Origin of the sequence: Corynebacterium sp. HMSC036D02 (assembly GCF_001836165.1) — a bacterium.
In the GTDB taxonomy this organism is placed as follows: Bacteria; Actinomycetota; Actinomycetes; order Mycobacteriales; family Mycobacteriaceae; genus Corynebacterium.
In genome coordinates this window covers 96,379-117,204 of the sequence record NZ_KV827693.1, presented here as the reverse complement: position 1 = coordinate 117,204, position 20,826 = coordinate 96,379, and the positions used below count along the sequence as shown (strand labels likewise).

Below are 20,826 nucleotides of genomic sequence, written 5' to 3'. Positions count from 1 at the left end.
ATGGCTATTGTGACTAATCCTTTCAGCATGCGGCTTTCCGACGCCGAACGGACCAACGCCGTCAACGACCTCGCCCAGGCCTTGGGTGAAGGCCGTCTATCGATGGACGAGTTTGAACAGCGCACCGACGCGATAATGGAGGCGACGACTCGCCGCGAGCTGGCGGCCGTCTTCATGGATATCCCCACCAAAGCCAGCACGGAGCTCAAGATCTACTCCCAAGGTGAAATGGAGCGCGCCTACCAGGCTACGAAGAAGCCTCGACTGGCCACGGCCATGGTAGGCACGCTGGGGTTGTTGTTCGGCTCGATTGCATCTTTCGGTGCCATGTCCGGCGTCACCGCCGCGCTGACCGGAACGGGCCTGCTTTTCCTCATCCCCGCGTTGTGGATCATGCTGTACGTGGCCAAGGTGGGCCCGGAATCCTGGCATCGCCCGTCGCCGCGCCAGATCGAGCGCCAGCGCATGCGCGAGCTCAAGGCCGCGGGCGCGGAGGAACGCGCGCAGATGCGGGCGTTGGAGCAGGCGCAATGGGCGGAGAGGCGTCGCCAAGCAAGCGAAATCACCGGCGATGCGATGAATCTGGCCAAACGCAAGCTGGAGCAGTGGAACCAGAAGTAACATATCCGGCATGACACACAACCGGATTTTTGATCAATCCACCAAACTACAAGGCGTTGCCTACGATATTCGCGGCGAGGTTTCCACGGAGGCCGAGCGCATGGAGCTCGACGGGCACAGCATTTTGAAGCTCAACACCGGCAACCCGGCAGTGTTTGGTTTCGATGCGCCGGACGTCATCATGCGCGACATGATTGCGGCGCTGCCGACCTCCCAGGGCTACTCCACATCGAAGGGAATTATCCCGGCGCGTCGCGCGATTGTGACGCGCTATGAGCTGGAGGATTTCCCCAGCTTCGACGTCAATGACGTGTACCTGGGCAACGGCGTCTCCGAACTGATTTCGATGGTCACGCAGGCGCTGCTTGACGACGGCGATGAGGTTCTCATCCCCGCCCCTGACTACCCCCTGTGGACGGCGGCGACGTCGCTGGCGGGTGGCACGCCCGTGCACTATTTGTGCGATGAAGAGGATGATTGGAATCCGTCCATTGAGGATATTCGCGCAAAAGTAACGGAGAAGACCAAGGCAATTGTGGTCATTAATCCGAATAACCCGACGGGTGCTGTGTACTCGCGTGAAACGCTGCAGAAAATCGTTGAGGTAGCACGCGAATACAATCTGCTGATTCTGGCGGATGAGATTTATGACCGCATTCTTTATGACGGTGCGAAGCACATTTCGATTGCCTCCCTGGCGCCGGACTTGCTGACGATCACGTTTAATGGCCTGTCGAAGGCCTACCGCGTGGCCGGCTACCGCGCGGGCTGGATGGTGCTGACGGGCCCGAAGTCCCATGCCCGCGGTTTCATTGAGGGCCTGGATTTGCTGGCGGGCACGCGCCTGTGCCCGAATGTACCGGCGCAGCACGCGATTCAGGTCGCACTTGGTGGGCGGCAGTCGATTTATGAGCTCACCGGTGAGGGTGGTCGCTTGCTCAAGCAGCGCAATATTGCCTACGAGAAGCTCAATGAGATTCCGGGTGTGTCGGTGACGAAGCCGATGGGCGCGCTGTACTGTTTCCCGCGTCTGGATCCGGACGTGTATGAGATTCACGATGACTCGAAGCTCATGCTCGACATCCTGCGCGCCGAGAAAATCCTCATGGTGCAAGGCACCGGCTTCAACTGGCCCACGCCGGATCACTTCCGCGTGGTCACGCTGCCGTGGGCCTCGCAGTTAGAGAACGCGATTGAGCGCCTCGGCAACTTCCTGGTGAGCTACCGCCAGTAGCCCTGCACGCTACTGACGGCCAGGCTTCCCACGATCGGGCAGGCGTAAAGAGGCGCCGCTCGGCACACAAGCGTGCGCGCCCCCTGCCTCAAGCATTAGCGCTCGGGCGGGGCGGGGCTGCCCGGCTCGGAACGTGCCGGCGGCGTCACGGGTTCTGTGGTGCGGGGAGGGGCGTGTCCATAGCCCGCGCTTGCTGTCTCATGCTTGCGGATGCGCTGGGCACGCGGCGCGCGATGCGGGTGGGCCGGTTCACGCGGATCGCGGGGCCCAGCCGGTACCCATTTAATCTTGCCGTTTTCGCGCACGATCCGGCCCCGGCCCGGCAGGCCGTTGATGGCGTTGTGGTACTTGCACAGCGGAGTGAGGTTTTCGGGATTCGTCTCGCCGCCGTGTCTCCATTCCTTGATGTGGTGTATCTGGCAATAGTCGGCGCCGCACAGGCAGCGGCCCCAGGCACAGGTGGGTTGCTCACCGCTGGCCATGATGCGCTGTTTCTCGGAGGCTACGCGCTGGGTGCGGTGGAGTTCGACGGGGCCTTTGACGCGGTCAACGAGCATCACGAGGCCTTCTTCAGCGAACTCGCGCTCGATGAGCTCCTGACCAGTGATCTTGGCGCCGTTCGATAACTGAATCACGATATCCCCGAGGTCCGGCGCCGCGGGCGCGGCGGAGTCGGGGCGCGGCGTGGACGGGTCGCCCAAGCGGCCCAGGATCTTGGCGTACTCGGGAAGCTCCATGACGGCGAGGGTCTGGGGTACGGGGCGGGCGAGACGGCCCTCGCGAAACGCAGCCGTAAACGAGCCGACCGGATCGTCTTCATCGATGTTGGGCCGCAAATCCTCGATGAGCGCGGCCGGGGCCGTGAGCGTGAGCTTGGATAGCTCCTTTCCCCGGCGAATTGTCACGCCAGGCTTCGGCGCGGGCGGCGGGCTGAGCTCGCGAATTCGCTTGCTGGCATAGCGGGCCACGGCCTTCTCATCGCCAGCAATTCCGCAAAGCTCAATGCGCAGATCCCACGCCTCACGCTGTTTCTTCAGCCTTCCTGCGAAGCGTTCAATGAGCAGCAACGTGGGAAGGTCGTGCGCATTATCGCGGGCCGCCGCAATGGCACGCGCTTGTTTGCGGGTGAAGGAGGTGGAGGCAAAGTAGACGTCGAAAAGCGCCAGCAGAGAACGCGCCACGGACTCTGGACCCCACGCCCGCAGCTGCTCAAAGCTGAGCCCCGCAACGCCGGCGACGAGCTCGATGCCTGCCGCCTGGCTGCGTAGATGCGCTTCAACAAGGTTCATGCCAGCAACGCTAAACGCCCCACCCGCACCGCACAACGGCGCCGCCGCCAGCCTGTGGATAACTTGTTGATCGCGTCATCATTAGTTTTCTTTTTAATGAAACTCATTCACAATGATAGGCATGACTAACCTGAATCCGTGGCGTACTGGGCTCATCAGTTTTCTTAGCCTCACCGCTCTGATAACGCTTGCGGGTTTGTTTCTACTACGCCCCACCACCCCGCCATCCGAGCACACCAGCCCGGACTTTTCCACCACCTACGCCCTCAATCATCCACAAGTCGAAGGCACCGTCGAGACCGTGGATAACCACCTGTGCTCCGATCCCCACACGGGCCGCGCCTTCGATGAGGCCCCGCTCATCCCCGCCGAGGGCGACGACACCTCCTGCTCCCGCGCCCTCATTGACCTGACCTCCGGCGCAGACGCAGGCCGCAAGACGCAGCTCGTATTCTATGGCGTGGCCAGTGACCCGACCCTCCACCCCGGTGACGAGGTAATTCTGACAGTTTCCAGCGACGGCACCTATGCCTTCGCTGATTTTCAGCGCAATGGAAACCTTGCGTTGTGGGCTATCATCGCGGCCCTTGTCATCGTCGGCTTCGCCGCTTGGCACGGACTGCGCGCATTGGTGGGTCTTGTAATCAGCTTGGCAATCGTCTTCTTCTACCTCATCCCCTCTCTCATTGAGGGCCATTCGGCGCTGCCACTAGCGCTCGTGACCTGCGCGGCCATCCTTTTCCTCGCCGTTCCTCTCGTGCACGGCGTGAACTGGAAATCCGCCTCCGCCCTGGGAGGAGCATTGGTGGCGCTGGCGTTGTCGGGGGCGTTGGGGTGGGCGTCGATAAGCAGCACGGCGCTAACAGGCTCGAGCTCGGAAGATAACCTCAAGTTACTGCTCTACATGCCAGGGGTTTCCGTGGTGGGCGTGCTGCTGTGCGGGTTCATCATCGGCGCGCTCGGCAGCCTCAACGACATCGCGGTGGCGCAGGCCTCCACCGTGCGCGAGCTCCACGCCGCCGACCCCGCAGCCGGGCCCGGCGCGCTTTTCATGTCAGCCATGAAGGTGGGCCGCGACCATATCGCTTCCATGGTGTATACCATCGTGCTGACCTATACCGGCGCGGCCCTGCCCCTGCTCATGCTCATCACGGCGGCGCAGCGCCCAGCCCTGCAGATCCTCTCCAGTGACCTCGTCGCCACGGAGGTTCTGCGCTCCCTGCTGGGCGCGATGGCCTTGACACTTGCGGTACCGCTGACCACCGCGATTGCGGCGTTTACTGTGCCGGAAGGACGCGACCAAGCGCCTCGACGGTCCAGCCAGCCTCGCGCCAAGCATCGACGCTGAGCACGTTGCGCCCATCGATGATGTGGCGGCGGGCCACGAGCTCACCGGCCTCCGCCGGGTCAAGGTCGCGGAATTCCTGCCACTCGGTGGCGAGGATGACCAGTTCGGTGTCCTTGAGTGCCGCGCTTGCCGACGCCACGTAGTTTAACGTCGGGAACACCTTCTTAGCGTTCTCCATACCTTGCGGGTCATAGACCGTCACAGCGGCACCGGCCAGCGAGAGCGAACCGGCCACGGAGAGCGCCGGCGAATCGCGGACGTCATCGGAGTTGGGCTTGAAAGCGCAGCCCAGCACGGTGACGCGGTGACCCAAAAGGGAGCCGTCGAAAGCCTGCTTGGCTAGGTCCACGACGCGGTCGCGGCGGCGCATGTTGATGGCGTCGACCTCGCGGAGGAAGGTCAGAGCCTGGTCCGCGCCCAGCTCGCCGGCGCGCGCCATGAAGGCGCGGATGTCCTTGGGCAGGCAGCCGCCGCCGAAGCCCAGGCCCGCACCGAGGAATTTGCGGCCGATGCGCTCGTCGTAGCCGATAGCGTCGGCAAGCTTGACCACATCCGCCCCTGCAATCTCGCAGATCTCAGACACGGCGTTGATGAAGGAAATCTTGGTGGCCAGGAAAGCGTTGGCGGAGACCTTGACCAGCTCGGCGGTCTGCAGGTCGGTCACGATGAACGGGGTGTTCTGCGCCAGCGGCTGGGCATAGACCTCGCGGGCGAGCTCTTCGGCACGCCCGGTCTCGCCAACGCCAAGGACGATGCGGTCCGGGGTGATGGTGTCCTTGACGGCGTAGCCCTCACGGAGGAACTCCGGGTTCCACGCAATCTCCACGCTGGCGCCTTCCGGGGCAAGCTCATTGGCCATCTGCTGCAGCTCCGCTGCGGTGCCCACGGGGACGGTGGACTTACCGAAGATGATGTGCTCGCCCTTGAGGCGCGGCACGAGCTCCGTGATGACGGCCTTCACGTAGGTTAGGTCCGCCGCATAGGAGCCGTGTGCCTGCGGGGTGCCGACGCCGAGGAAGTGCAGGTTGGCGAATTCCGCTGCGTCGTCATAGCTGGTGGAAAAGCCCAGGCGGCCGGACTCGATGTTGCGCTCGAGCACCTCCGGGAGGCCGGGCTCATAGAACGGCACGCGGCCGTTCTTGAGAGCTGCAATCTTGCTTTCATCAACATCTACACCGAGTACCTCGTGGCCGAGCTCCGCCATGCAGGCGGCGTGCGTCGCACCCAGGTAGCCGGTACCAATCACAGTCATACGCATAACCGGGAATTTTAGGCGCGGTTGACCTGAAGCGCGCGGCGAGAACGAAAAGTTTAACGGAAGTTCAGATAGGACTTCGACGGTGTAGGCCCGCGCTGGCCCTGGTACTTCGACCCCAGTGCGCCGGAGCCATACGGGGCCTGCGCCGGCGAGGACATCTGGAAGATAGCCAGCTGGCCCACCTTCATCCCCGGCCACAAGGTAATGGGCAAGTTCGCGGTGTTAGACAGCTCGAGCGTGATGTGTCCGGAGAAACCCGGATCAATGAATCCGGCCGTGGAGTGCGTCAGCAGGCCCAAGCGCCCCAGGGAGGACTTGCCTTCCAAACGACCCGCGAGGTTGGCTGGCAAAGTGAACTTCTCCAGCGTTGCGCCCAACACGAACTCGCCGGGATGCAGGACGAAGGCATCGCCCTCGGCCACCTCCACCTCGCTGGTGAGGTCCGGCATTTCCTGCTTAGGGTCGATGTGTGTGTAGCGCGAGTTATTAAACACGCGGAAGAACTTGTCCAAGCGCACATCGATGGAGGAAGGCTGGACCATCTCGGCGTCGAAAGGCTCGATGCTCAAACGCTCGGGAGCATCAGCGGCGATGGCGGCACGGATATCACGATCAGAAAGAAGCACGGCACACAGTCTACCTCCCCACTGGGCCTTTTATGGCCTCGGGCGGCGGCGGTGCTAAGCTTTACTGCGATGCACAATCTGCATTGCGCCGACGTAGTTTAATGGTAGAACTGCAGCTTCCCAAGCTGCTGGCGCGGGTTCGATTCCCGTCGTCGGCTCCACTTGTTTTCCCAGTTCATGGACTAATTTCATACCTACAGGATGGACCATGACAGCCCCTATCTTCACGCCCAACACCACAGCGGAGCTTCGCGCTGAGCGTGAGCATGTACTTCAAGATCTTGCGCCCCGCACAATCGATGAGCTCCGCGAACAGCGCGCGGTTGATCAAGTTTTAGCCATCGACGAGAACACTCTGAATCGGTATGAAGCCCTGTGCTTCGTTATCGGCGACTAGACAGACACGTTTTCTCTCAGAGCTACTTTCCCTAGCCTGAGATTCGAAAACTACCCCCACGTCAATACCAGGGCGTGCGGCAACAGACCCCCACACAGGCAGGACACAATGGGCAAGCACGAACCAGCGGAAAACACCGACGCACCCAAGAAAAAGGGCGTCAACCCCAACGCCATCATTGCGTTAATTCTGATCCTCGTCGGCCTCGGTGTCTTGCTCTACCCCGTGGTGGCCACGCAGTGGAACAACCACACCCAATCCCGGGCCGCGGAGGAATACGCCAAGCTGGAGAAGCAAGCCCCGCCTGAGGTACTGCACACCGCGTGGGACGAGGCGCAGTCCTACAACGCGCAGCTGGGCCACATCAGTGTGGAAGACGCTTGGACCACCACCGATGACGAGAATTCTCCCGAGTACCAGCGCTACCGCCAATACCTGTCTGTGCTGTCGGAGACCGATGCCATGGGTCGCATCGTCATCCCCTCTATTGATTCCGATCTGCCCATTTATCACGGCACCTCAGAAAGAGCACTCTCCCGCGGCGCTGGCCACCTCTACGGCACGGACCTACCTGTCGGTGGCGTGGGGAACGGCGAGGGCAGGCACGCAGCGCTCTCTGCTCACACTGGCCTACAAAACGCCACGCTGTGGGACAATCTAACCAAGGTCAAGAAGGGTGATGCTTTCTACATTGCCGCCGGCGGCGAGAAGCTCAAGTACGAGGTGCACGATATTCGGGTCGTCGAGCCTGCGGACACCAGCTCGCTTCACCGTGAGCCTGGCCAGGACCTCGTTACGCTCATTACGTGCACTCCCTACGGCGTAAATACCCACCGCTTGCTCGTCACAGGCCACCGAGTGCCGATGGATCCGGAAGACGAGGCCGCATTCAACAGCTCGGGTGTTCACTGGCAGTGGTGGATGTGGGCCATCCTGGCTGCCGCTGCCATCATCGTGCTTCTGCTCATCTACTGGTGGCGCAAATATGTCAGCAACGCCAAGGACACCGCGCTTAACGACGACCCGCAAGACTCCTAACCGCCAATGAACATGCAATAAGGCCCGCCCTTCCCTGGAAGAGCGGGCCTTTTCTAAAAGTCGCCGCAAGCGCTGGTTCTATACCCAGCGGCGTCGCAAAGCGAGGCACCCTGCCGCGACAATCGCGGCGCCAGCGAGAGCCCACAGGCCTACGCCCTCACCACCGGTCTTGGGCAGTGCACCCTTGGTGATGTCGGCGACCTGAAGGATGCCGACCTTCTTTACGCAATTGGCAGCGGTGTCGGACTCAGCGCACCTATTACTGGTGATCGCTGTGCCTCCGGAGAGAACCTTGATGACTGCATTGCCGTTCTGATCCCACTCCGTCGAGAACTTGATCGGCGCGGGCAGCAGGTTATAGCCGTCCGGCGCCTTGGTCTCGATGAGGTAGTACACGCCAGGGGCATCCAAGCCTTCGAGCTTGACGCGGCCTGTGGTGGTGGTCGTGGACTGCTTCACTACGGGGTTAGCATCAGTATTGACGGTGCCATCCGCGTTGAGCTTCAAGTTGCCGTCAGCGTCACCACGGTGGACGGTGAACTGCGCGCCGCCGAGCAACCCGTCGGTTTGAATCTCGTCCGGGTTGTCCGGGTTATAGCTCGCCTTTTCGAGCAGAACGTCCATCGTTTCCTTGGTCTCCAGCGGGATACAGTCAGTATCCTTCCAGCCACCCATTTCTGCCTCGTTCATGAGGCCAAAGTTGGGCTCGTGCAGGCCATCCTTGGTGTAGCAGCGGGTGTTTCCTGCAGGTTGGCTCGGGTAGCCGGCTGGGACGGAGGTGCTGTCCAGTTTTGAGCGATCCAGCTTGAAGCGCACCGTTACCTCGTAGACGTGCTGCCCGGTGCTTCCATTGACGCCCTTGGGTTTAATGATCTTCGGAGTGTCATTCTTGTTGAGCTCAAAGGGGCCGGCACCTTGGTACGCACGCGGCTGGCTGGTCTTGTTGAACTCGTCCTTGAAGATCACAGTGGCCCCAGTAACCGTGGCAGCACCAACAAACTTCGGGGTGTCCGTGAGCTTGCCGTAGATCACGTCGTTGGTGTCGAAGCCAGGTGCGTCCGGTGCCTCAACTACGACGTTGTACTTCGCGGTATATTCATTCGCTGCACCAGGAACAGGTTGCGGTGTGCTGTCGACGGCAACCTTATTGAAACAGGCTTCAGTAGCGACGTTGTCATCTTCAGGCGGGCTAGACTCCCCGTCCGTAGCCTGGAAAGCAACCTTGTTCGGACTACATACCGTCTTGAGGTTCCCGTATTCATCTGTTCGCACCGGCGCAGAGACGACATACTCTACCTTCGCGTGCCCTGGAAGAGTACCAACATAGCCCATCATGTATCGGGACTCACCGTCCGCTCCGGATGGGACAATCATGCCTGCATAAATACCAGTTCCCGGCGCAATCTGATCAGGCCCGGGCTTTTGACCGTTGACCTCGGTAGATCCTGCTCCAAATCCCTCGAATTTCGCAGTGGGACCGGAAGCGTTCACTCCATAGTGAGTATCCGTTGGTAGGTATTCCCAGAATGTGCCGCCCGAACTGGTGTTATCCGTGGTGTTTTCCACGGAGATGGTCCAGAAAGTACGCACCTCTCCGTTTACCACCTTGGTCTCCGAGCGTTGCTTCTTCACCGCAATATTTGATTGCAGCCCTGGCGGTGGCGGCACTAGGTCGGAGGCGGCGTCCGTGTTGAAAGAAGCCGGCAGGTTATCCATGATGTTGACCAACTTGAACGTCGGACTACCGGAATCCGGATTACTGATCTTCAACTCAAAGCCCAGCTGACTCGCACGCGCACTACCCGAGCCAAAACCCAGGTTTCCATTGGAGTAGGTCCACGCCTTGCCCCAAGAAGCAGAGGGGTTCGAGATCGTGCGCCCATCCAAAGTCTTGATGCCGGTGAGATCCCAGGTCGTGATTGCGCCGGTCTGTGTGTCAATGCGTTCGAGAATAAGCTTATCACCTGCCCTGTCCCTACTCTGGAAACCCCACATATACTTCTGGGCTTGCGGGAGCACCGCCCAGTCCTCCGAAAAAGACCGCTGGTTTCCGAACACACGTTCAGCAGTGACTTTGTCGACGTCAACCTTATAAAGGTGCCGAGTACCAGAGGTAGACGTATTGCCCACGAAGAAACCCTCGCTGGTATACACGCCCGCGTTAAGCACATCCCGATCGTTGCTCGTTTCGAAAGGGGTACCGGTACTTCCGGACGTAAGGATAGGCCCAAGGTTATGTACCACACCGGTCGCCGGATTAATCTGCAGGAGATTTCCGGCTGGATAACAAGGATCAACGGGCTCGCCACGGTACTGGCTGACTGCATAGAGCCAATTGTCACTCGAGTCAAAGGCGAGAGCGTTGTACACCCAGGGAGTGGACTCTCCCACCTGGCGAAAGTCTCGGCCTTGATTTACTTGCCGGCTCAGGATAGAAGTATTTCGGCGACGATCCTTTGGCTCACTTGTAACTACATAGACTGGGCTGCCGTCAGTGAACTCCTCCGAGGTCAACTGACGGGCGGGCTGCTTACTAACAACCTTCGCGTCGGCCCTGCACTCTGGACGTGGAATTGTAAGGGTAAAAACGGTGTTGGGTCCTCCGCGGTGAACTCCTTTGAACTGGATCTGAGCATTACCGCCGATGGTGATCTGCGGCAGGGTGACCCGGTATTCCGTACCACTGATTCTTTCGTACTTGGCCTCAGCCTCGTACCAACCGCCCTTGAAACCTGTGTAATAGATTGTCATGTCCGCCGCGTTGGACGACAAGTAGCTAGTGATATTGGACTTGAGGGTGACGACCGTACCCGCCGGAATAGTGAGAGTACCTGCAGTAAGCTCATCGGAAGGAATCTTGAAGTTCGGAATATAGCGGCTTCCCTTGGGCACATATCCATCGTTCTGGATTGTGATGGTGTGGTCACCGGCAGCGTACGGAGTAATGTTCGGTGCTGCCATCAGGCGTGCTGGGGCCGCGTCGACGTCAGAAACCTCCAACGACTCGCCGTCCTCCGCGGGCGCTTCCGAAGCTTCGCTGTCTTCATTTACAGGAGTACTAGCGTTTTCCTCGCCTAAACCAGACGCATCGACGGATATCCCGCTCAGCTCGGATTCCTCTGCGACCGCCGGGGTGTTCAATGAGAAAGCTGCTCCTGCGGGTACATCGGCTTTGAGTCCGGTGACGCGGAAAGTCACTGCATTGCTCGTCGTATGTACAACGAGATTGTCGCCTTCGCGAACGGGGATCTCCTCACCGTCGATTGTCAGCGTGAATGCCGCGCCTTCGAATTCAAGCTGCGAAACCTTGGCACTGAACTCCAGCTCCTCCACCGTTCCGCCATTGACGAAACGGCCTTCAAATGTAGCGCTGTCGCCAGCGGGAATGCTCAGCTGGTCTGCGGAATCAAGCTCGACACGCAACGCTGTGGTTTGTGCCTCGGCGACAGCGCCAATGAAACCTGGAAGAGCAGCCGGCGCAGCGACGCTAAAAACTAGGGCCAGCACTGCAGCGAACGCCCCTACGACGCGCCAGCGATACGCTACCGGCTCGACCAGATGAGAATCTGTCCAGGACATTACCGTCCCTCGCTTTCTGAATTCTTCCTACGGCTAAAGGCAATCATCACGAAACCAGTGGCAATCAATGCCAACGCTGCGGCTACTACACCGATTACCTGTGCACCGGTCATCGCCAATGAGCCACCATTGCCCGACGGCGTTACTGGGGTTGAGGTCTTACCGGCACTTGGAGTACCCGGCGGCGTTGTCTCGGGTTGGTGAGGTGGCTTCCCTGGTTTAGTCGGTGGATAGTTCGGAGGTGTTTGCGGGGTATCCGGGCGTGACGGCGGAGCGCTCGGAGCAGATGACGACGTGGGTGGCGTCGGCGTTTCACCCGGTTTGTGGGTCTTAGCCACGATTACTCCTGGTGCTGGTTTCGGGTTATCTACCACCGTGTGGAATGGAACCGCCACCACAAACGGGTTTATCTCTCGGTAGGAATCATCCGGCGCTGTAGACGTCACCACATAGAAGCCATGAGCTAGACCATCAAACGTCACCTCGCCATTGGCATTGGTGACCAGATCCACGTGCACATCGGTGCGCCAATCACGAACCTCGTCGAGATTCGCGTTCCGTACGCGGGCTGCGTCGTCAGCGTTGGTCGGGTCCAAGCCGGCAAGCCGGTCCAGATGAATTGTGACACCTTGGATTTTTCCCGAGGGCGGCTGGCCATCGTCGTTGGGATTGCCTTGTGTCAGCCGGATTGTCACTGTATCCGTAGCCGAAGTGCGTTCCGCACCAGTGGACTGCTGCCCGGCAACCTGCACCGCTTCTGCAGCAACGACGCCCGGCCCTGCGAACGCAACCGCACACGCTACTCCGACGGCAACCACTCGGGCCGACCATGCATTTGTCAACCTCTTCATCGCCTTACTCCCGCACGCTACTTTCCTTATTAATAACTTCTTGCACCCCGGTAGCCGCCTTCTGGCGACGCAGCCACCACACCAGCCAACACCCAATGACAATCACCGCAGCCAACAGCGCGTACATCCACCATTGCCAGCCCGGACCATGGGAGTTTTCAAACACCGACTCCTCCCCAGGCTCCATAGGAACCTGATGGCCACGCACCAGCAAGCGATGCGTGTTGATCCCGTACGGGGTGCACGTAATCAGTGTGACGTAATCCTGATCAGCGACTGGCCGTAGGCCATCTACCTCGCTCGGCAGCACAACTTGAATGTCGTCTACGACGTACTTCAATTTGTGGCCAGCAACCTGGATATAGAACACATCTCCCTCGGTGGCAGAGTCGAGGTGATCAAACATCGTCGAATTTGCCAGACCCGTATGCCCCGTAATGACGGAATGGGTTCCTGATCCACCGACCGGCAGGTCAGAACCATACAAATGCCCCAAACCACGCTGCAGTGTCTTATCTGCGGTGCCATGAAACACCGGAAGATCAACGTCTACTGCTGGGAACACGAGGCGGGCCATCGCTTCGGTCTCACCCAACTGCTTCAAATAAGCCTCATAGTCGGGATTGTCTACCCCGATACGGTTCAGCCACGGATCCAAGATCGGACCCGACGTATGTTCTTCGTTGTATGCATGTGCAGCATCCCACACCGAATCCTGCACCTGCGCCGGTGTCTCTTTATCCAGTCGCGCATATTCCTGCGCCACTCTTGAGGCGTTCCAATTGTTCCATGCGGTCGAGACCACTGGGTACAGCATCACCAACAACCCAACGACAACGATTACCGCCGGAAGGACTAGGCCTCCACGGCGCCTGTGCCGTCGGCCTGCATTTTGGCCTACCACCGTAGTCAACGACCCGCACCACCCAAAAGAATGTCCCACGCGCTAGCGCAGCGCGACCGGGATTACAACGAAAGAGAATGAAGGGGACTGAAGTCTATACCTAGCCCAGTCCCCTCACTGGGTCGAGCACCATATTTTGATTACCCGACCCGCAGCGCAGACCATCATGGACAGTCTGCGCCACCGGAACTATGCCCGGCTATTAGTTGCGCGCGGTACGACGAGCGAACCAAGCACCAGCAGCAACAATCGCTGCGCCAATAGCAGCCAGGATGCCCACACCGGCACCACCAGTATTCGGCAGGTTCGGGGTATCCTGCTTGACGTTGTCAACGTTAGCAACCAGAGTCACCGCGTCGTCACCTTCTCCGGTAGCTGCGATGTCGTTGCGGGTGAAGTTGATCTCCACCGGCTTGTCCAGCTTGGCGTAGCCAGCCGGAGCCTTGGTCTCCTTCAGGCAGAACTTCTTCGCGTCAGTGACCTGTTCGTTGTCCGCGAAGTCGGTGACATGCAAGCCATCGATGGTGAAAGTACCGTCAGCGCCGGTAGTCCATTTGTCCTGTTCCTTGACAGTCAGCTTCGCGCCCAAGTCATCTTTCGAGGTGCACTGGTAGAGCTCGAACTCAGCGCCTTCCAGGACCTTACCGGCCTCCTCGCCGTCCTTCTTCATAACCTTCAGCTTGCCATGGTAGGTCACGACCTCGTTGGTCTTGTTCTTGACCTCGTTACCGGTATTCGGGTTGTTGAAGATGACGTCAGCCTGGTTCTTCAGCTCAGTGGTTTTGCCAACCTCCTTGCGCTTGACCTCGAAGGTCAGCGAGAGCTTGTCGCCGGACTTAACCTTCTGCAGGCCCTGGTCGGTCAGCTTAACGACGAGCTTGTTTCCGTTCTCAGCCGGATTGTTGACCTCGTAGTCACCGGCACCCAGATCGGTCTCTCCAGCCTTGACCTCGGTGACCTTCTGGAAGTCCAAACGCTGGTCCAGCTGATCCTCGAAGCGGAAGGCGGTCAGGCTCTTACCCGCACCCCAGGTCGGAGCATCCGCGTTGATGGTGTAGGTGTACGCGTCCTGGATGTTCTGATCTGCATCCTTGACAGTCTTCTTGGTCGTGGTTTCCGTGTTCTTCGGGTACGCGATGACGTCGTAGTTCCAGGCATCCGATGCCTTGTTAACCATCGGCACCGACACGATGAACGGAGCGCCGGCAACGATGCCGTCCGGAGCGTTAGTTTCCTCTACCAAGTAGATGCCCAAAGGCAGATCAGTGAAAGCTGCCTTGCCATCAGTGCCGGTGGTTTCTTCCTTGGTTTCCGCAGTCTTCTTGTCGTCCTTGACGTCAGCAGCCGACTTCGGGAACGCCGCCCAATCATCCTTCTGCAGGTCGTAATCGAGCTTGGTGATCTTGTAGGTCACGCCAGACAGAGCCTCACCCGGAACGCCTGCCATTTCCTTACCGGTAGCCGCAGTACCAGACTCAGCACCCTTCTTCTTGAAGAGGGTGATAGAGCCCTTTTGGTTGAAATTGATGTTTGCCTTGTTCACGGCGCCCTGCTCAGCAGCAGGCTGTGCATCGACAGCACCGTCTTGCGCCAGGGCCCCCGGAGCGGAGATACCCATAGAGAGGCCAACGACGGCAGCGAAGGTAACCGAACGAGCGGTACGAGAGATCTTGTTCACGGAAATTGGTCCTTTACACGAGTTCTGAAATGAGGCACCGCGCCCCATTGGCTGTGTGCAATCCATTCCCCACGGTTCACGCACCATGACCTGACTCGTTGCTAAGTATCTTTCGCCTGCCGAGAGTAGTTTTCAGGTTGAAACGTCTACGCAGGCCCCAACCTTAACTAACGATAGCCTGTGGATTACATAACTATATTCTACCCCAGCGTGTTGGGCAAAGTCCCCGACTAAAGCTCCTCCCCCGCAAAACCGGCTAAACTTCTCAAGAATCCGCACGGTCCACCCAAACGTGAAGACTCCTTCTGCAGTTCAACTAATGTTTTCGAGACGTCATCTAGTTTTGTGTGAAACTGAACACATTACCCCTTTAAGGGGGTAAGCCTGCTCGATTTTACACCCTTTACATAGAATGCAAGCTTCACGCAGGAGAGTAGCTTCCCAGAGAGCACCTTCCAACGACGACGAAACGAACCATATATGCTGCCAATACCACCAGGTAGAGCATCCCCTTTGATGACCCATAAAAGGAAGCGTCACCAAGAGCGCTCAAGGTACCCTGAACTCATTTAGATTCTCAGCCTTCAACAGCCCACGTACCAAAGAGTTAATAGCGTTAAGATTCCTGACAAGAGCTCTCTACGTACTCTGAGCCTCGTCGACAGCACGAAGAAGCGCCGCATAGGCACCGCCGCACGCAAGCAGCTCGGCGTGGGTGCCGCGCTCGACCACGCGGCCAGCGTCGAGGACGATGATCTGGTCGGCATCGCGGATAGTGGACAGGCGGTGGGCGATGACCAAGCGGGTAGCATCCGCGCCAAGCACTGCCTCCTGGATGGCGCGCTCCGTCTCGTTGTCGAGGGCGGAGGTGGCCTCATCCAAGATGAGCACCCGTGGTTGGCGCAGCAACGTGCGGGCAAGCGAAAGGCGCTGCTGCTCACCGCCGGAGAAGCGGTAGCCGCGCGAGCCCACCACTGTGTCCAGACCTTCCGGCAGCGCGGCGATGACCTCGTCCACGCGCGCGGCGTTAAGCGCCGCCCACATCTGTTCCTCACTCGCATTCGGCTGCGCGAAGAGGAGGTTCTCCCGCACCGTGCCGTGAATCAGGTAGGTCTCCTGGGAGACCACGCCAATGACCTCCGCGCGCTGCTCAGGTGGAATATCGCGCAGGTCGACCCCGCCCAGGTGCACGGTGCCTTCGGTCGGATCGGCAAGGCGCGCAAAAAGTGCGGCCACCGTGGACTTGCCGGACCCGGTATGCCCCACTAGCGCGGTGGTGGTGTGGGCGGGGATGGAAAGGGAGACGTCGGAAAGCGCGTCGGTGTCGGTGCCGGGGTAGCGGTAGGAAACGTTCTGGAGGGTGAGGGTGGCGTCGGCAAGCTGGGCGGGCTCGGTGGCTTCTGCGAGCTCGGGCTCCAGGTCCAAGTACTCAAAGATGCGGCTGAACAGCGCCATGGACGCCACCCACTGCGCGCCCACGTTGAGCAGCCCAGTAATCGGGCGGAAAATCTGGGTCTGCAGAGTAGAAAAGGCGATGAGCGTGCCAATCGTAATCCCCGGGCGCAGACCAGCCACCAGGTAAATTAGCGCCGGCATCACGCCGAAAATGATTTGGGTCAGCGCCATACGCCAGCGCCCGGCCAGCTGCGATTCCAACTCCAGGCGGATGAGGGAGCGGGAAGTCTTCTCAAACCCGTCATAGACCCGCTCCTGCGCGCCCAGCGTGGCCGCCAAACGCATGCCGGAAACGGAGAGATTCTCTGAAATGGTCTGCTGCAACGTCGCCTGCGCGCGGCTGTTTTTCTCCATGAGACTGCGGCGCAGAACAGCGGCGCGGCGGGTGAGCCACACGGCAGGCGGCAGCACCACCAGGGACAACAGCGAGAGGGTTGGCGAGAGCGCGACCATCGCCACCAGCGTGGCCACCGTCATGGTGAGGTTACTGGCCACGGACGTCGCCGTGGTGGTGACCATGCCGCGCATCGCCGCGATGTCATTGGTCAGGCGCGATTGAATCTCGCCGCCGCGGTTATTGGTAAAGAACTGCAGGGATTGGCGCTGCAGGTTGGCAAAGACCTGCGTGCGCAGCTCGTGCATGATGGTGTGCCCCACCCGCGCGGACAAAAAGGACTGGATAACGCCGATGGCCTGGGAGACCACGGTGATGGCCAGCATGCCGCCGACGAGCCACAGCAGCAGCGCGGTGTCGTGTTCAGGAATAGCCTCATCCACGGTGCGGCGTACGAGGAAAGGCTGCACCACCGTCAGCCCGGAGGTTGCGATGATGAGTGCCACCACCAGTAGCAGCGTGCCGCGGTGCGGGGCAAACAGGCCGGCCACCCGGCGGAAGGCAACCGGATGCTGAGCCAGCTGATCGACGTCCGCCGGGTCCTTCACCGCGGTGTGCATCGGCCGGGTCATGGCTTAACCGCAGGTAACGATGGGCTGCGGGTCATAGACCGTGGTGGTGGTCTCCCGGGAGATTTCCTTGCCGGAGAGGTCCTTGATCACGCGGGTATCCGAGGTGGTGAAGCCCGGCGTGCCAGACGACGGCGAGCAGTCCTCGCTCACCGACTTGCGCTGCGGCTCGGTCTTGGCCCAGCGGCCGTTGTTGATGGACTCGACCTCAACCGTCTTCACGCCCTTGAAGCGCACGGTGATCTCGTCACCAAAGCTGGTTTCGATGCGCACCGGGTGGTTGGAGGTGTTCTTAAACTGCAGGTCAATTGCGCCTTCGTACACGGTGGCCTCGCGGCCAGCCGGGTAGCGCGAAATGTAATAGGAGTGCGGGGTGTGTGCCACGTCCTCCATGCCGGCGAAGTAGGCCGCGTTGTACAAGGTGGTGGCGAACTGAGAGATGCCGCCGCCCACGGCCTTGCCCGCGTGGCCGTCGATGATGATGCCGGATTCCACATAGCCCTGCGCGGTACCGCGCGGGCCGGTGTAGCCGTTGAGGGAGAAGGTCTCACCCGGGTTAACCACGGCACCGTTGACTTGCTGGGCTACCAGCCGGATGTTTGTGCCGGAGGCCCCGGAGAAGCCGCCAGTGGAGAACTCAGACATGGTGTCATCGAAGGTGGCCTTCTCTGCCATCTCCGTGGTGAAGTCCGCGGGGTCCGGCTTGTAGTCGGCGTCCCATTCGCGGTCGTCCTCGCTGCTTACGCGGTCTTCGAAGCCCTCGAAGGTCTTCTCCCAGTCGATGATGGAGCCATCCACCGAGGGCGTGATCTGCTTGTCATTTCCGCTGAAGGAAATCTTGGCGTTGGTGCCGGGCACCTCGGAGCCTTGCATGCGCTCTTGGAAGAGCTCGCGTGCGCGGTCTTTATCCACCTTGAGACGCAGCTCGCCGTCTTCGGCAGCGATGGAGACAAATTGGGAAATCTCCGGCTTGCGCAGGGTGCCGGCGGTGTTGTTCTCGCCCTTCAGGGTCAGCGGGTTATCCAGCGCGCGGGCGGCATCCCCGGTGCGCATGGCTTCAATCGCTTCATCATTAATCTGCGGCTCCACCACCATTGGCTCAACCTCGACGCCCTCGGGGTCGAGCCAGTGCTTGACCACACCCTCGTGCAGCTCCCCCTCTTCGACTGCCTGGCCGAGCTTGGGTTTGGTCTCCTTGAGGGAGCCGTCGATAAGCTCCAGGTTTCCGTCCTCCGGTTCGATCTTCAGCTCGTTGCCGACGCGCTCGAGCTGGCCGGAGAGCTGGCCTTCATCGATGTCCACGGCGACAGGGATTTCCTGGGTGGGCTTGATGAAGCTGTACAGGCGCGAGAAGGGGTTCAGGGAGGCGTCAGGAATGCCGTCGACGGCCTTCTGATAATTCAGGCTCAGGCCAGCATCTTGAGGGATAAGCTGCGAGCTTTTCTCCCCGGCGCGGATATCCACGGGCTGGGCCGCGACATCCCCGAGTTCCTGCTCCAGCTTCTCCACCGCAGCGGTGCGCTCCATGCGGGAGATGTCCACGCCGCCGACCGACGTCGCGCGCGGAACCTTGTGCTGGTTGGCCATGACGTCCCACGCGTAGGCGATGCCGGCGATGAGTAGGAGGCCGACGAGCACACCAAGGGTCACATGGAGCCCCTTGCGTCGCTGCTGCCTATGTCCGATTGCCTTTTTCACGTGTACGAGATTAACGGCTGCCAGCTGGTTTTTACTAGTCGCCCTCGTGCTGGGCCACGACTTCGGCGGCCGCGTCGATGACCGCGTTGATGTCATCGTCGGTGGACCACAGCGGCATATCGGCACCTGCGGCAAGGGCTGCGGCCACGGCCTCCGGCACGCTGAAATTCTCCGAGATGGAAGCCATACCTCCCAGGTCATCGGTGTAAATCGTGCCCTCGAAGCCCAGCTCCTCGCGGGCTAACTGGTAGGCCCGCGGGTTGAGGGAGGCGGGCTCATCGCCGAGGCCTGGTACCACGAGGTGCCCCATCATGAGGGCCGCATCCGGCGCTTGCGGGATTGCCGTGTGGAAAGGCACGAACTCGTGACCAGAGAGCTCCTCCAGCAGCGGGGTAACGGCCTCACCCAAGTGCGTGTCCCCGGAGGCGCGCCCGTGGCCGGGGAAATGCTTGAACACGGCCTTCACACCGGCAGCCTGCAGCCCGCGGGCAAAGGCCGCGCCATACTCGCCGGCGGCCTCCGGATCGGTGGAGAAGGCGCGATCACCGACGACCTCGAGGTCTCCCCCATCCACGTCGAGCACTGGTGCAAAGTCCACCGTCACGCCGTGTGCGCGCAGGCTGTGCCCGATTTCTGTGGCCAAGGCCTCGACCTCTTCTGGGCTATGCCCCTCCGCCATGGCCTGCGGGGAGGGGTAGTCGCCCAAGATTTCGGAGAAACGCTGCACGCGCCCACCCTCGAAATCGATGGAAACTTCAAAGTCACGGCCCATCTCCTCGCGCAAAGCGTTTACTCCTCGCGGGCCATCGCTGAGTAGCTCAGGATCTGCCCAGCTCGGGATAAAGAGCCCGCCCACGCCGGCTTCGAGCTTCGCCCGGGCATCCTCGTAGTTCAGCGCCGGCGGCATGAGTGTGGCGGCGGCGCGGGCGCGGACGTCTTCCGGCGCGACATCCGGTGGTGCCGCGTCTCCCGACGCGGCACTAGTGGGCGCGGCGCGGGTTTCGCTCGGCGGGGCGTCGGAAAGCACGGATTCCTCGCTACACGCGCTCAGCGCACAGCTAGCACTCAACAGGAGGGCGGGCATTGCTTTTCTCATGCCCACCAGTGTGCCTGAAGCACCCGCGCGGGCAACACCTGGTTGTTAGGATGGCCACATGAATAACGGAGAGACCATGCTCATTGCCTATGACGGCTCCGACCGCGCCGACCGCGCCCTCGAGTACGCCGCGAGGCTGCTGCGCCCCACCGACGTCGAAATCCTCACCGCGTGGGAGCCGTCCGCACGCCAGGCCGCCCGCGCCGTCAGCCGCACCGGGCTGCACCAGTCCACGGTCTCGCCGGAGAGCGTGGAAGATGATCCGGCCTACGAGGAGGCCCTCGCCATCTGCCGCCAGGGCATCGCCAAGGCGGAGACCTTGGGGCTGCGGGGCCATGCCCACCTGGTGGAATCCGTGACGACGATTCAGAGCGCGATTGTCGACGCCGCCCAAGAACTCGACATCGACGTTATCGTCACCGGCACCCGCGCGCTCACCGGCTTCCGCTCCTTGTGGACGAATTCCACGGCGGAGTACATCGTGCGCAATGCGGGCCTGCCGGTCTTCATCGTGCCACCGGAGAACGACGATGAGGACGACGCGGAAGAAAGCGACTCCTAAAGGCAGCTTTTAGCTGCTAGAATCTGGCGCCATGGCATTCGACAGCGATTCCCTCAACAAGCGCACCCTGGGTCCGGCCCTGGGCAGCGCGGTCGTCGGCGTGGCGTTGGGAGTCGTGACCATCCTGGGCATTGCCCAATTCTCGCAGGCCGATGCCGTGCCGAACGATAATTCCGTCAAGGCCTCCGACGCCGTGATGGGCGGGCCGGAGTACGGCTCCCGCGAGTAA

17 protein-coding genes and 1 tRNA gene are annotated in these 20,826 nt (G+C 60.7%); 8 read left to right on the top strand and 10 right to left on the bottom strand.

Annotated elements, in window-relative coordinates:
• Window positions 1-621 carry a DUF1707 SHOCT-like domain-containing protein gene (locus tag HMPREF2743_RS09370; protein WP_227485910.1) on the top strand — a complete coding sequence of 207 codons (621 nt, stop codon included), beginning with the start codon at window positions 1-3 and terminating at the stop codon, window positions 619-621.
• 10 nt (window positions 622-631) lie between these two features.
• On the top strand, window positions 632-1,855 hold the full coding sequence (locus HMPREF2743_RS09365; RefSeq protein ID WP_070531971.1) for a pyridoxal phosphate-dependent aminotransferase: 1,224 nt from the start codon (window positions 632-634) through the stop codon (window positions 1,853-1,855).
• Window positions 1,856-1,950: 95 nt separating this feature from the next.
• Here the strand turns inward: HMPREF2743_RS09365 and HMPREF2743_RS09360 are convergent, their stop codons facing one another.
• Window positions 1,951-3,144, bottom strand: a complete 1,194-nt coding sequence (locus tag HMPREF2743_RS09360; protein ID WP_070818656.1) for an HNH endonuclease signature motif containing protein — start codon at window positions 3,142-3,144, stop codon at window positions 1,951-1,953.
• A 121-nt stretch (window positions 3,145-3,265) separates the two neighbouring features.
• Between HMPREF2743_RS09360 and HMPREF2743_RS09355 the strand changes: the two genes are divergently transcribed.
• Window positions 3,266-4,492, top strand: coding sequence for a YibE/F family protein (locus HMPREF2743_RS09355; RefSeq protein ID WP_070525852.1), 1,227 nt, complete (start codon window positions 3,266-3,268; stop codon window positions 4,490-4,492).
• Here the strand turns inward: HMPREF2743_RS09355 and HMPREF2743_RS09350 are convergent.
• Window positions 4,422-5,744, bottom strand: coding sequence for a UDP-glucose dehydrogenase family protein (locus tag HMPREF2743_RS09350; protein ID WP_210400260.1), 1,323 nt, complete (start codon window positions 5,742-5,744; stop codon window positions 4,422-4,424). The genes HMPREF2743_RS09355 and HMPREF2743_RS09350 overlap by 71 nt on opposite strands.
• Window positions 5,745-5,803: 59 nt before the next feature.
• Window positions 5,804-6,376, bottom strand: coding sequence for a dCTP deaminase (gene dcd / locus HMPREF2743_RS09345; protein WP_070596991.1), 573 nt, complete (start codon window positions 6,374-6,376; stop codon window positions 5,804-5,806).
• 87 nt (window positions 6,377-6,463) lie between these two features.
• Between dcd and HMPREF2743_RS09340 the strand changes: the two genes are divergently transcribed.
• From HMPREF2743_RS09340 to HMPREF2743_RS09330, 3 genes are all read left to right on the top strand, one after another.
• A tRNA-Gly gene (locus HMPREF2743_RS09340) sits at window positions 6,464-6,537 on the top strand.
• Window positions 6,538-6,584: 47 nt separating this feature from the next.
• The gene (locus HMPREF2743_RS09335; protein WP_070818654.1) at window positions 6,585-6,773 is read left to right on the top strand and encodes a hypothetical protein; all 189 of its coding nucleotides are present in this window, start codon (window positions 6,585-6,587) and stop codon (window positions 6,771-6,773) included.
• Between the two features lie 108 nt (window positions 6,774-6,881).
• Window positions 6,882-7,811, top strand: a complete 930-nt coding sequence (locus HMPREF2743_RS09330; protein ID WP_070818653.1) for a class C sortase — start codon at window positions 6,882-6,884, stop codon at window positions 7,809-7,811.
• A 78-nt stretch (window positions 7,812-7,889) separates the two neighbouring features.
• Here the strand turns inward: HMPREF2743_RS09330 and HMPREF2743_RS09325 are convergent, their stop codons facing one another.
• The 7 genes from HMPREF2743_RS09325 to HMPREF2743_RS09300 form a co-directional block, all read right to left on the bottom strand.
• Window positions 7,890-11,390, bottom strand: a complete 3,501-nt coding sequence (locus tag HMPREF2743_RS09325) for a prealbumin-like fold domain-containing protein (RefSeq protein ID WP_070818652.1) — start codon at window positions 11,388-11,390, stop codon at window positions 7,890-7,892.
• Entirely contained in the window at window positions 11,390-12,241 is an 852-nt protein-coding gene (locus tag HMPREF2743_RS12495) for a SpaA isopeptide-forming pilin-related protein (protein ID WP_083321625.1), read from the bottom strand. Before HMPREF2743_RS12495 ends, HMPREF2743_RS09325 begins: the two co-directional genes overlap by 1 nt.
• 4 nt (window positions 12,242-12,245) lie before the next feature.
• Window positions 12,246-13,154: a class C sortase gene (locus tag HMPREF2743_RS09320; protein WP_049378962.1), complete on the bottom strand. Its 909-nt coding sequence runs from the start codon at window positions 13,152-13,154 to the stop codon at window positions 12,246-12,248.
• A gap of 193 nt (window positions 13,155-13,347) precedes the next feature.
• Window positions 13,348-14,823 carry a SpaH/EbpB family LPXTG-anchored major pilin gene (locus tag HMPREF2743_RS09315; RefSeq protein WP_070818651.1) on the bottom strand — a complete coding sequence of 492 codons (1,476 nt, stop codon included), beginning with the start codon at window positions 14,821-14,823 and terminating at the stop codon, window positions 13,348-13,350.
• 639 nt (window positions 14,824-15,462) lie between these two features.
• Window positions 15,463-17,244 (bottom strand): ABC transporter ATP-binding protein, encoded by a 1,782-nt coding sequence (locus tag HMPREF2743_RS09310; protein WP_070818650.1) that lies wholly within the window; start codon window positions 17,242-17,244, stop codon window positions 15,463-15,465.
• 3 nt (window positions 17,245-17,247) lie between these two features.
• A complete protein-coding gene (locus HMPREF2743_RS09305; protein WP_210400258.1) occupies window positions 17,248-18,939 on the bottom strand; it encodes a VanW family protein in 1,692 nt (563 codons plus the stop codon).
• A 34-nt stretch (window positions 18,940-18,973) separates the two neighbouring features.
• On the bottom strand, window positions 18,974-20,035 hold the full coding sequence (locus tag HMPREF2743_RS09300; protein WP_070818648.1) for a glycoside hydrolase family 3 N-terminal domain-containing protein: 1,062 nt from the start codon (window positions 20,033-20,035) through the stop codon (window positions 18,974-18,976).
• 58 nt (window positions 20,036-20,093) lie between these two features.
• Between HMPREF2743_RS09300 and HMPREF2743_RS09295 the strand changes: the two genes are divergently transcribed.
• On the top strand, window positions 20,094-20,597 hold the full coding sequence (locus HMPREF2743_RS09295) for a universal stress protein (protein ID WP_070517712.1): 504 nt from the start codon (window positions 20,094-20,096) through the stop codon (window positions 20,595-20,597).
• Window positions 20,598-20,628: 31 nt separating this feature from the next.
• A complete protein-coding gene (locus HMPREF2743_RS09290) occupies window positions 20,629-20,826 on the top strand; it encodes a DUF2613 domain-containing protein (protein ID WP_010188604.1) in 198 nt (65 codons plus the stop codon).

Coding starts and splice junctions, on each gene's coding strand:
- HMPREF2743_RS09350 (WP_210400260.1), bottom strand. CDS start 5,744: ATGACTGTGATTGGTACCGGCTACCTGGGTGCGACGCACGCCGCCTGC.
- HMPREF2743_RS09325 (WP_070818652.1), bottom strand. CDS start 11,390: ATGTCCTGGACAGATTCTCATCTGGTCGAGCCGGTAGCGTATCGCTGG.
- HMPREF2743_RS09310 (WP_070818650.1), bottom strand. CDS start 17,244: ATGACCCGGCCGATGCACACCGCGGTGAAGGACCCGGCGGACGTCGAT.
- HMPREF2743_RS09365 (WP_070531971.1), top strand. CDS start 632: ATGACACACAACCGGATTTTTGATCAATCCACCAAACTACAAGGCGTT.
- HMPREF2743_RS09370 (WP_227485910.1), top strand. CDS start 1: ATGGCTATTGTGACTAATCCTTTCAGCATGCGGCTTTCCGACGCCGAA.
- HMPREF2743_RS09335 (WP_070818654.1), top strand. CDS start 6,585: ATGACAGCCCCTATCTTCACGCCCAACACCACAGCGGAGCTTCGCGCT.
- HMPREF2743_RS09360 (WP_070818656.1), bottom strand. CDS start 3,144: ATGAACCTTGTTGAAGCGCATCTACGCAGCCAGGCGGCAGGCATCGAG.
- HMPREF2743_RS09300 (WP_070818648.1), bottom strand. CDS start 20,035: ATGAGAAAAGCAATGCCCGCCCTCCTGTTGAGTGCTAGCTGTGCGCTG.
- HMPREF2743_RS09295 (WP_070517712.1), top strand. CDS start 20,094: ATGAATAACGGAGAGACCATGCTCATTGCCTATGACGGCTCCGACCGC.
- HMPREF2743_RS09355 (WP_070525852.1), top strand. CDS start 3,266: ATGACTAACCTGAATCCGTGGCGTACTGGGCTCATCAGTTTTCTTAGC.
- HMPREF2743_RS12495 (WP_083321625.1), bottom strand. CDS start 12,241: ATGAAGAGGTTGACAAATGCATGGTCGGCCCGAGTGGTTGCCGTCGGA.
- HMPREF2743_RS09330 (WP_070818653.1), top strand. CDS start 6,882: ATGGGCAAGCACGAACCAGCGGAAAACACCGACGCACCCAAGAAAAAG.
- HMPREF2743_RS09290 (WP_010188604.1), top strand. CDS start 20,629: ATGGCATTCGACAGCGATTCCCTCAACAAGCGCACCCTGGGTCCGGCC.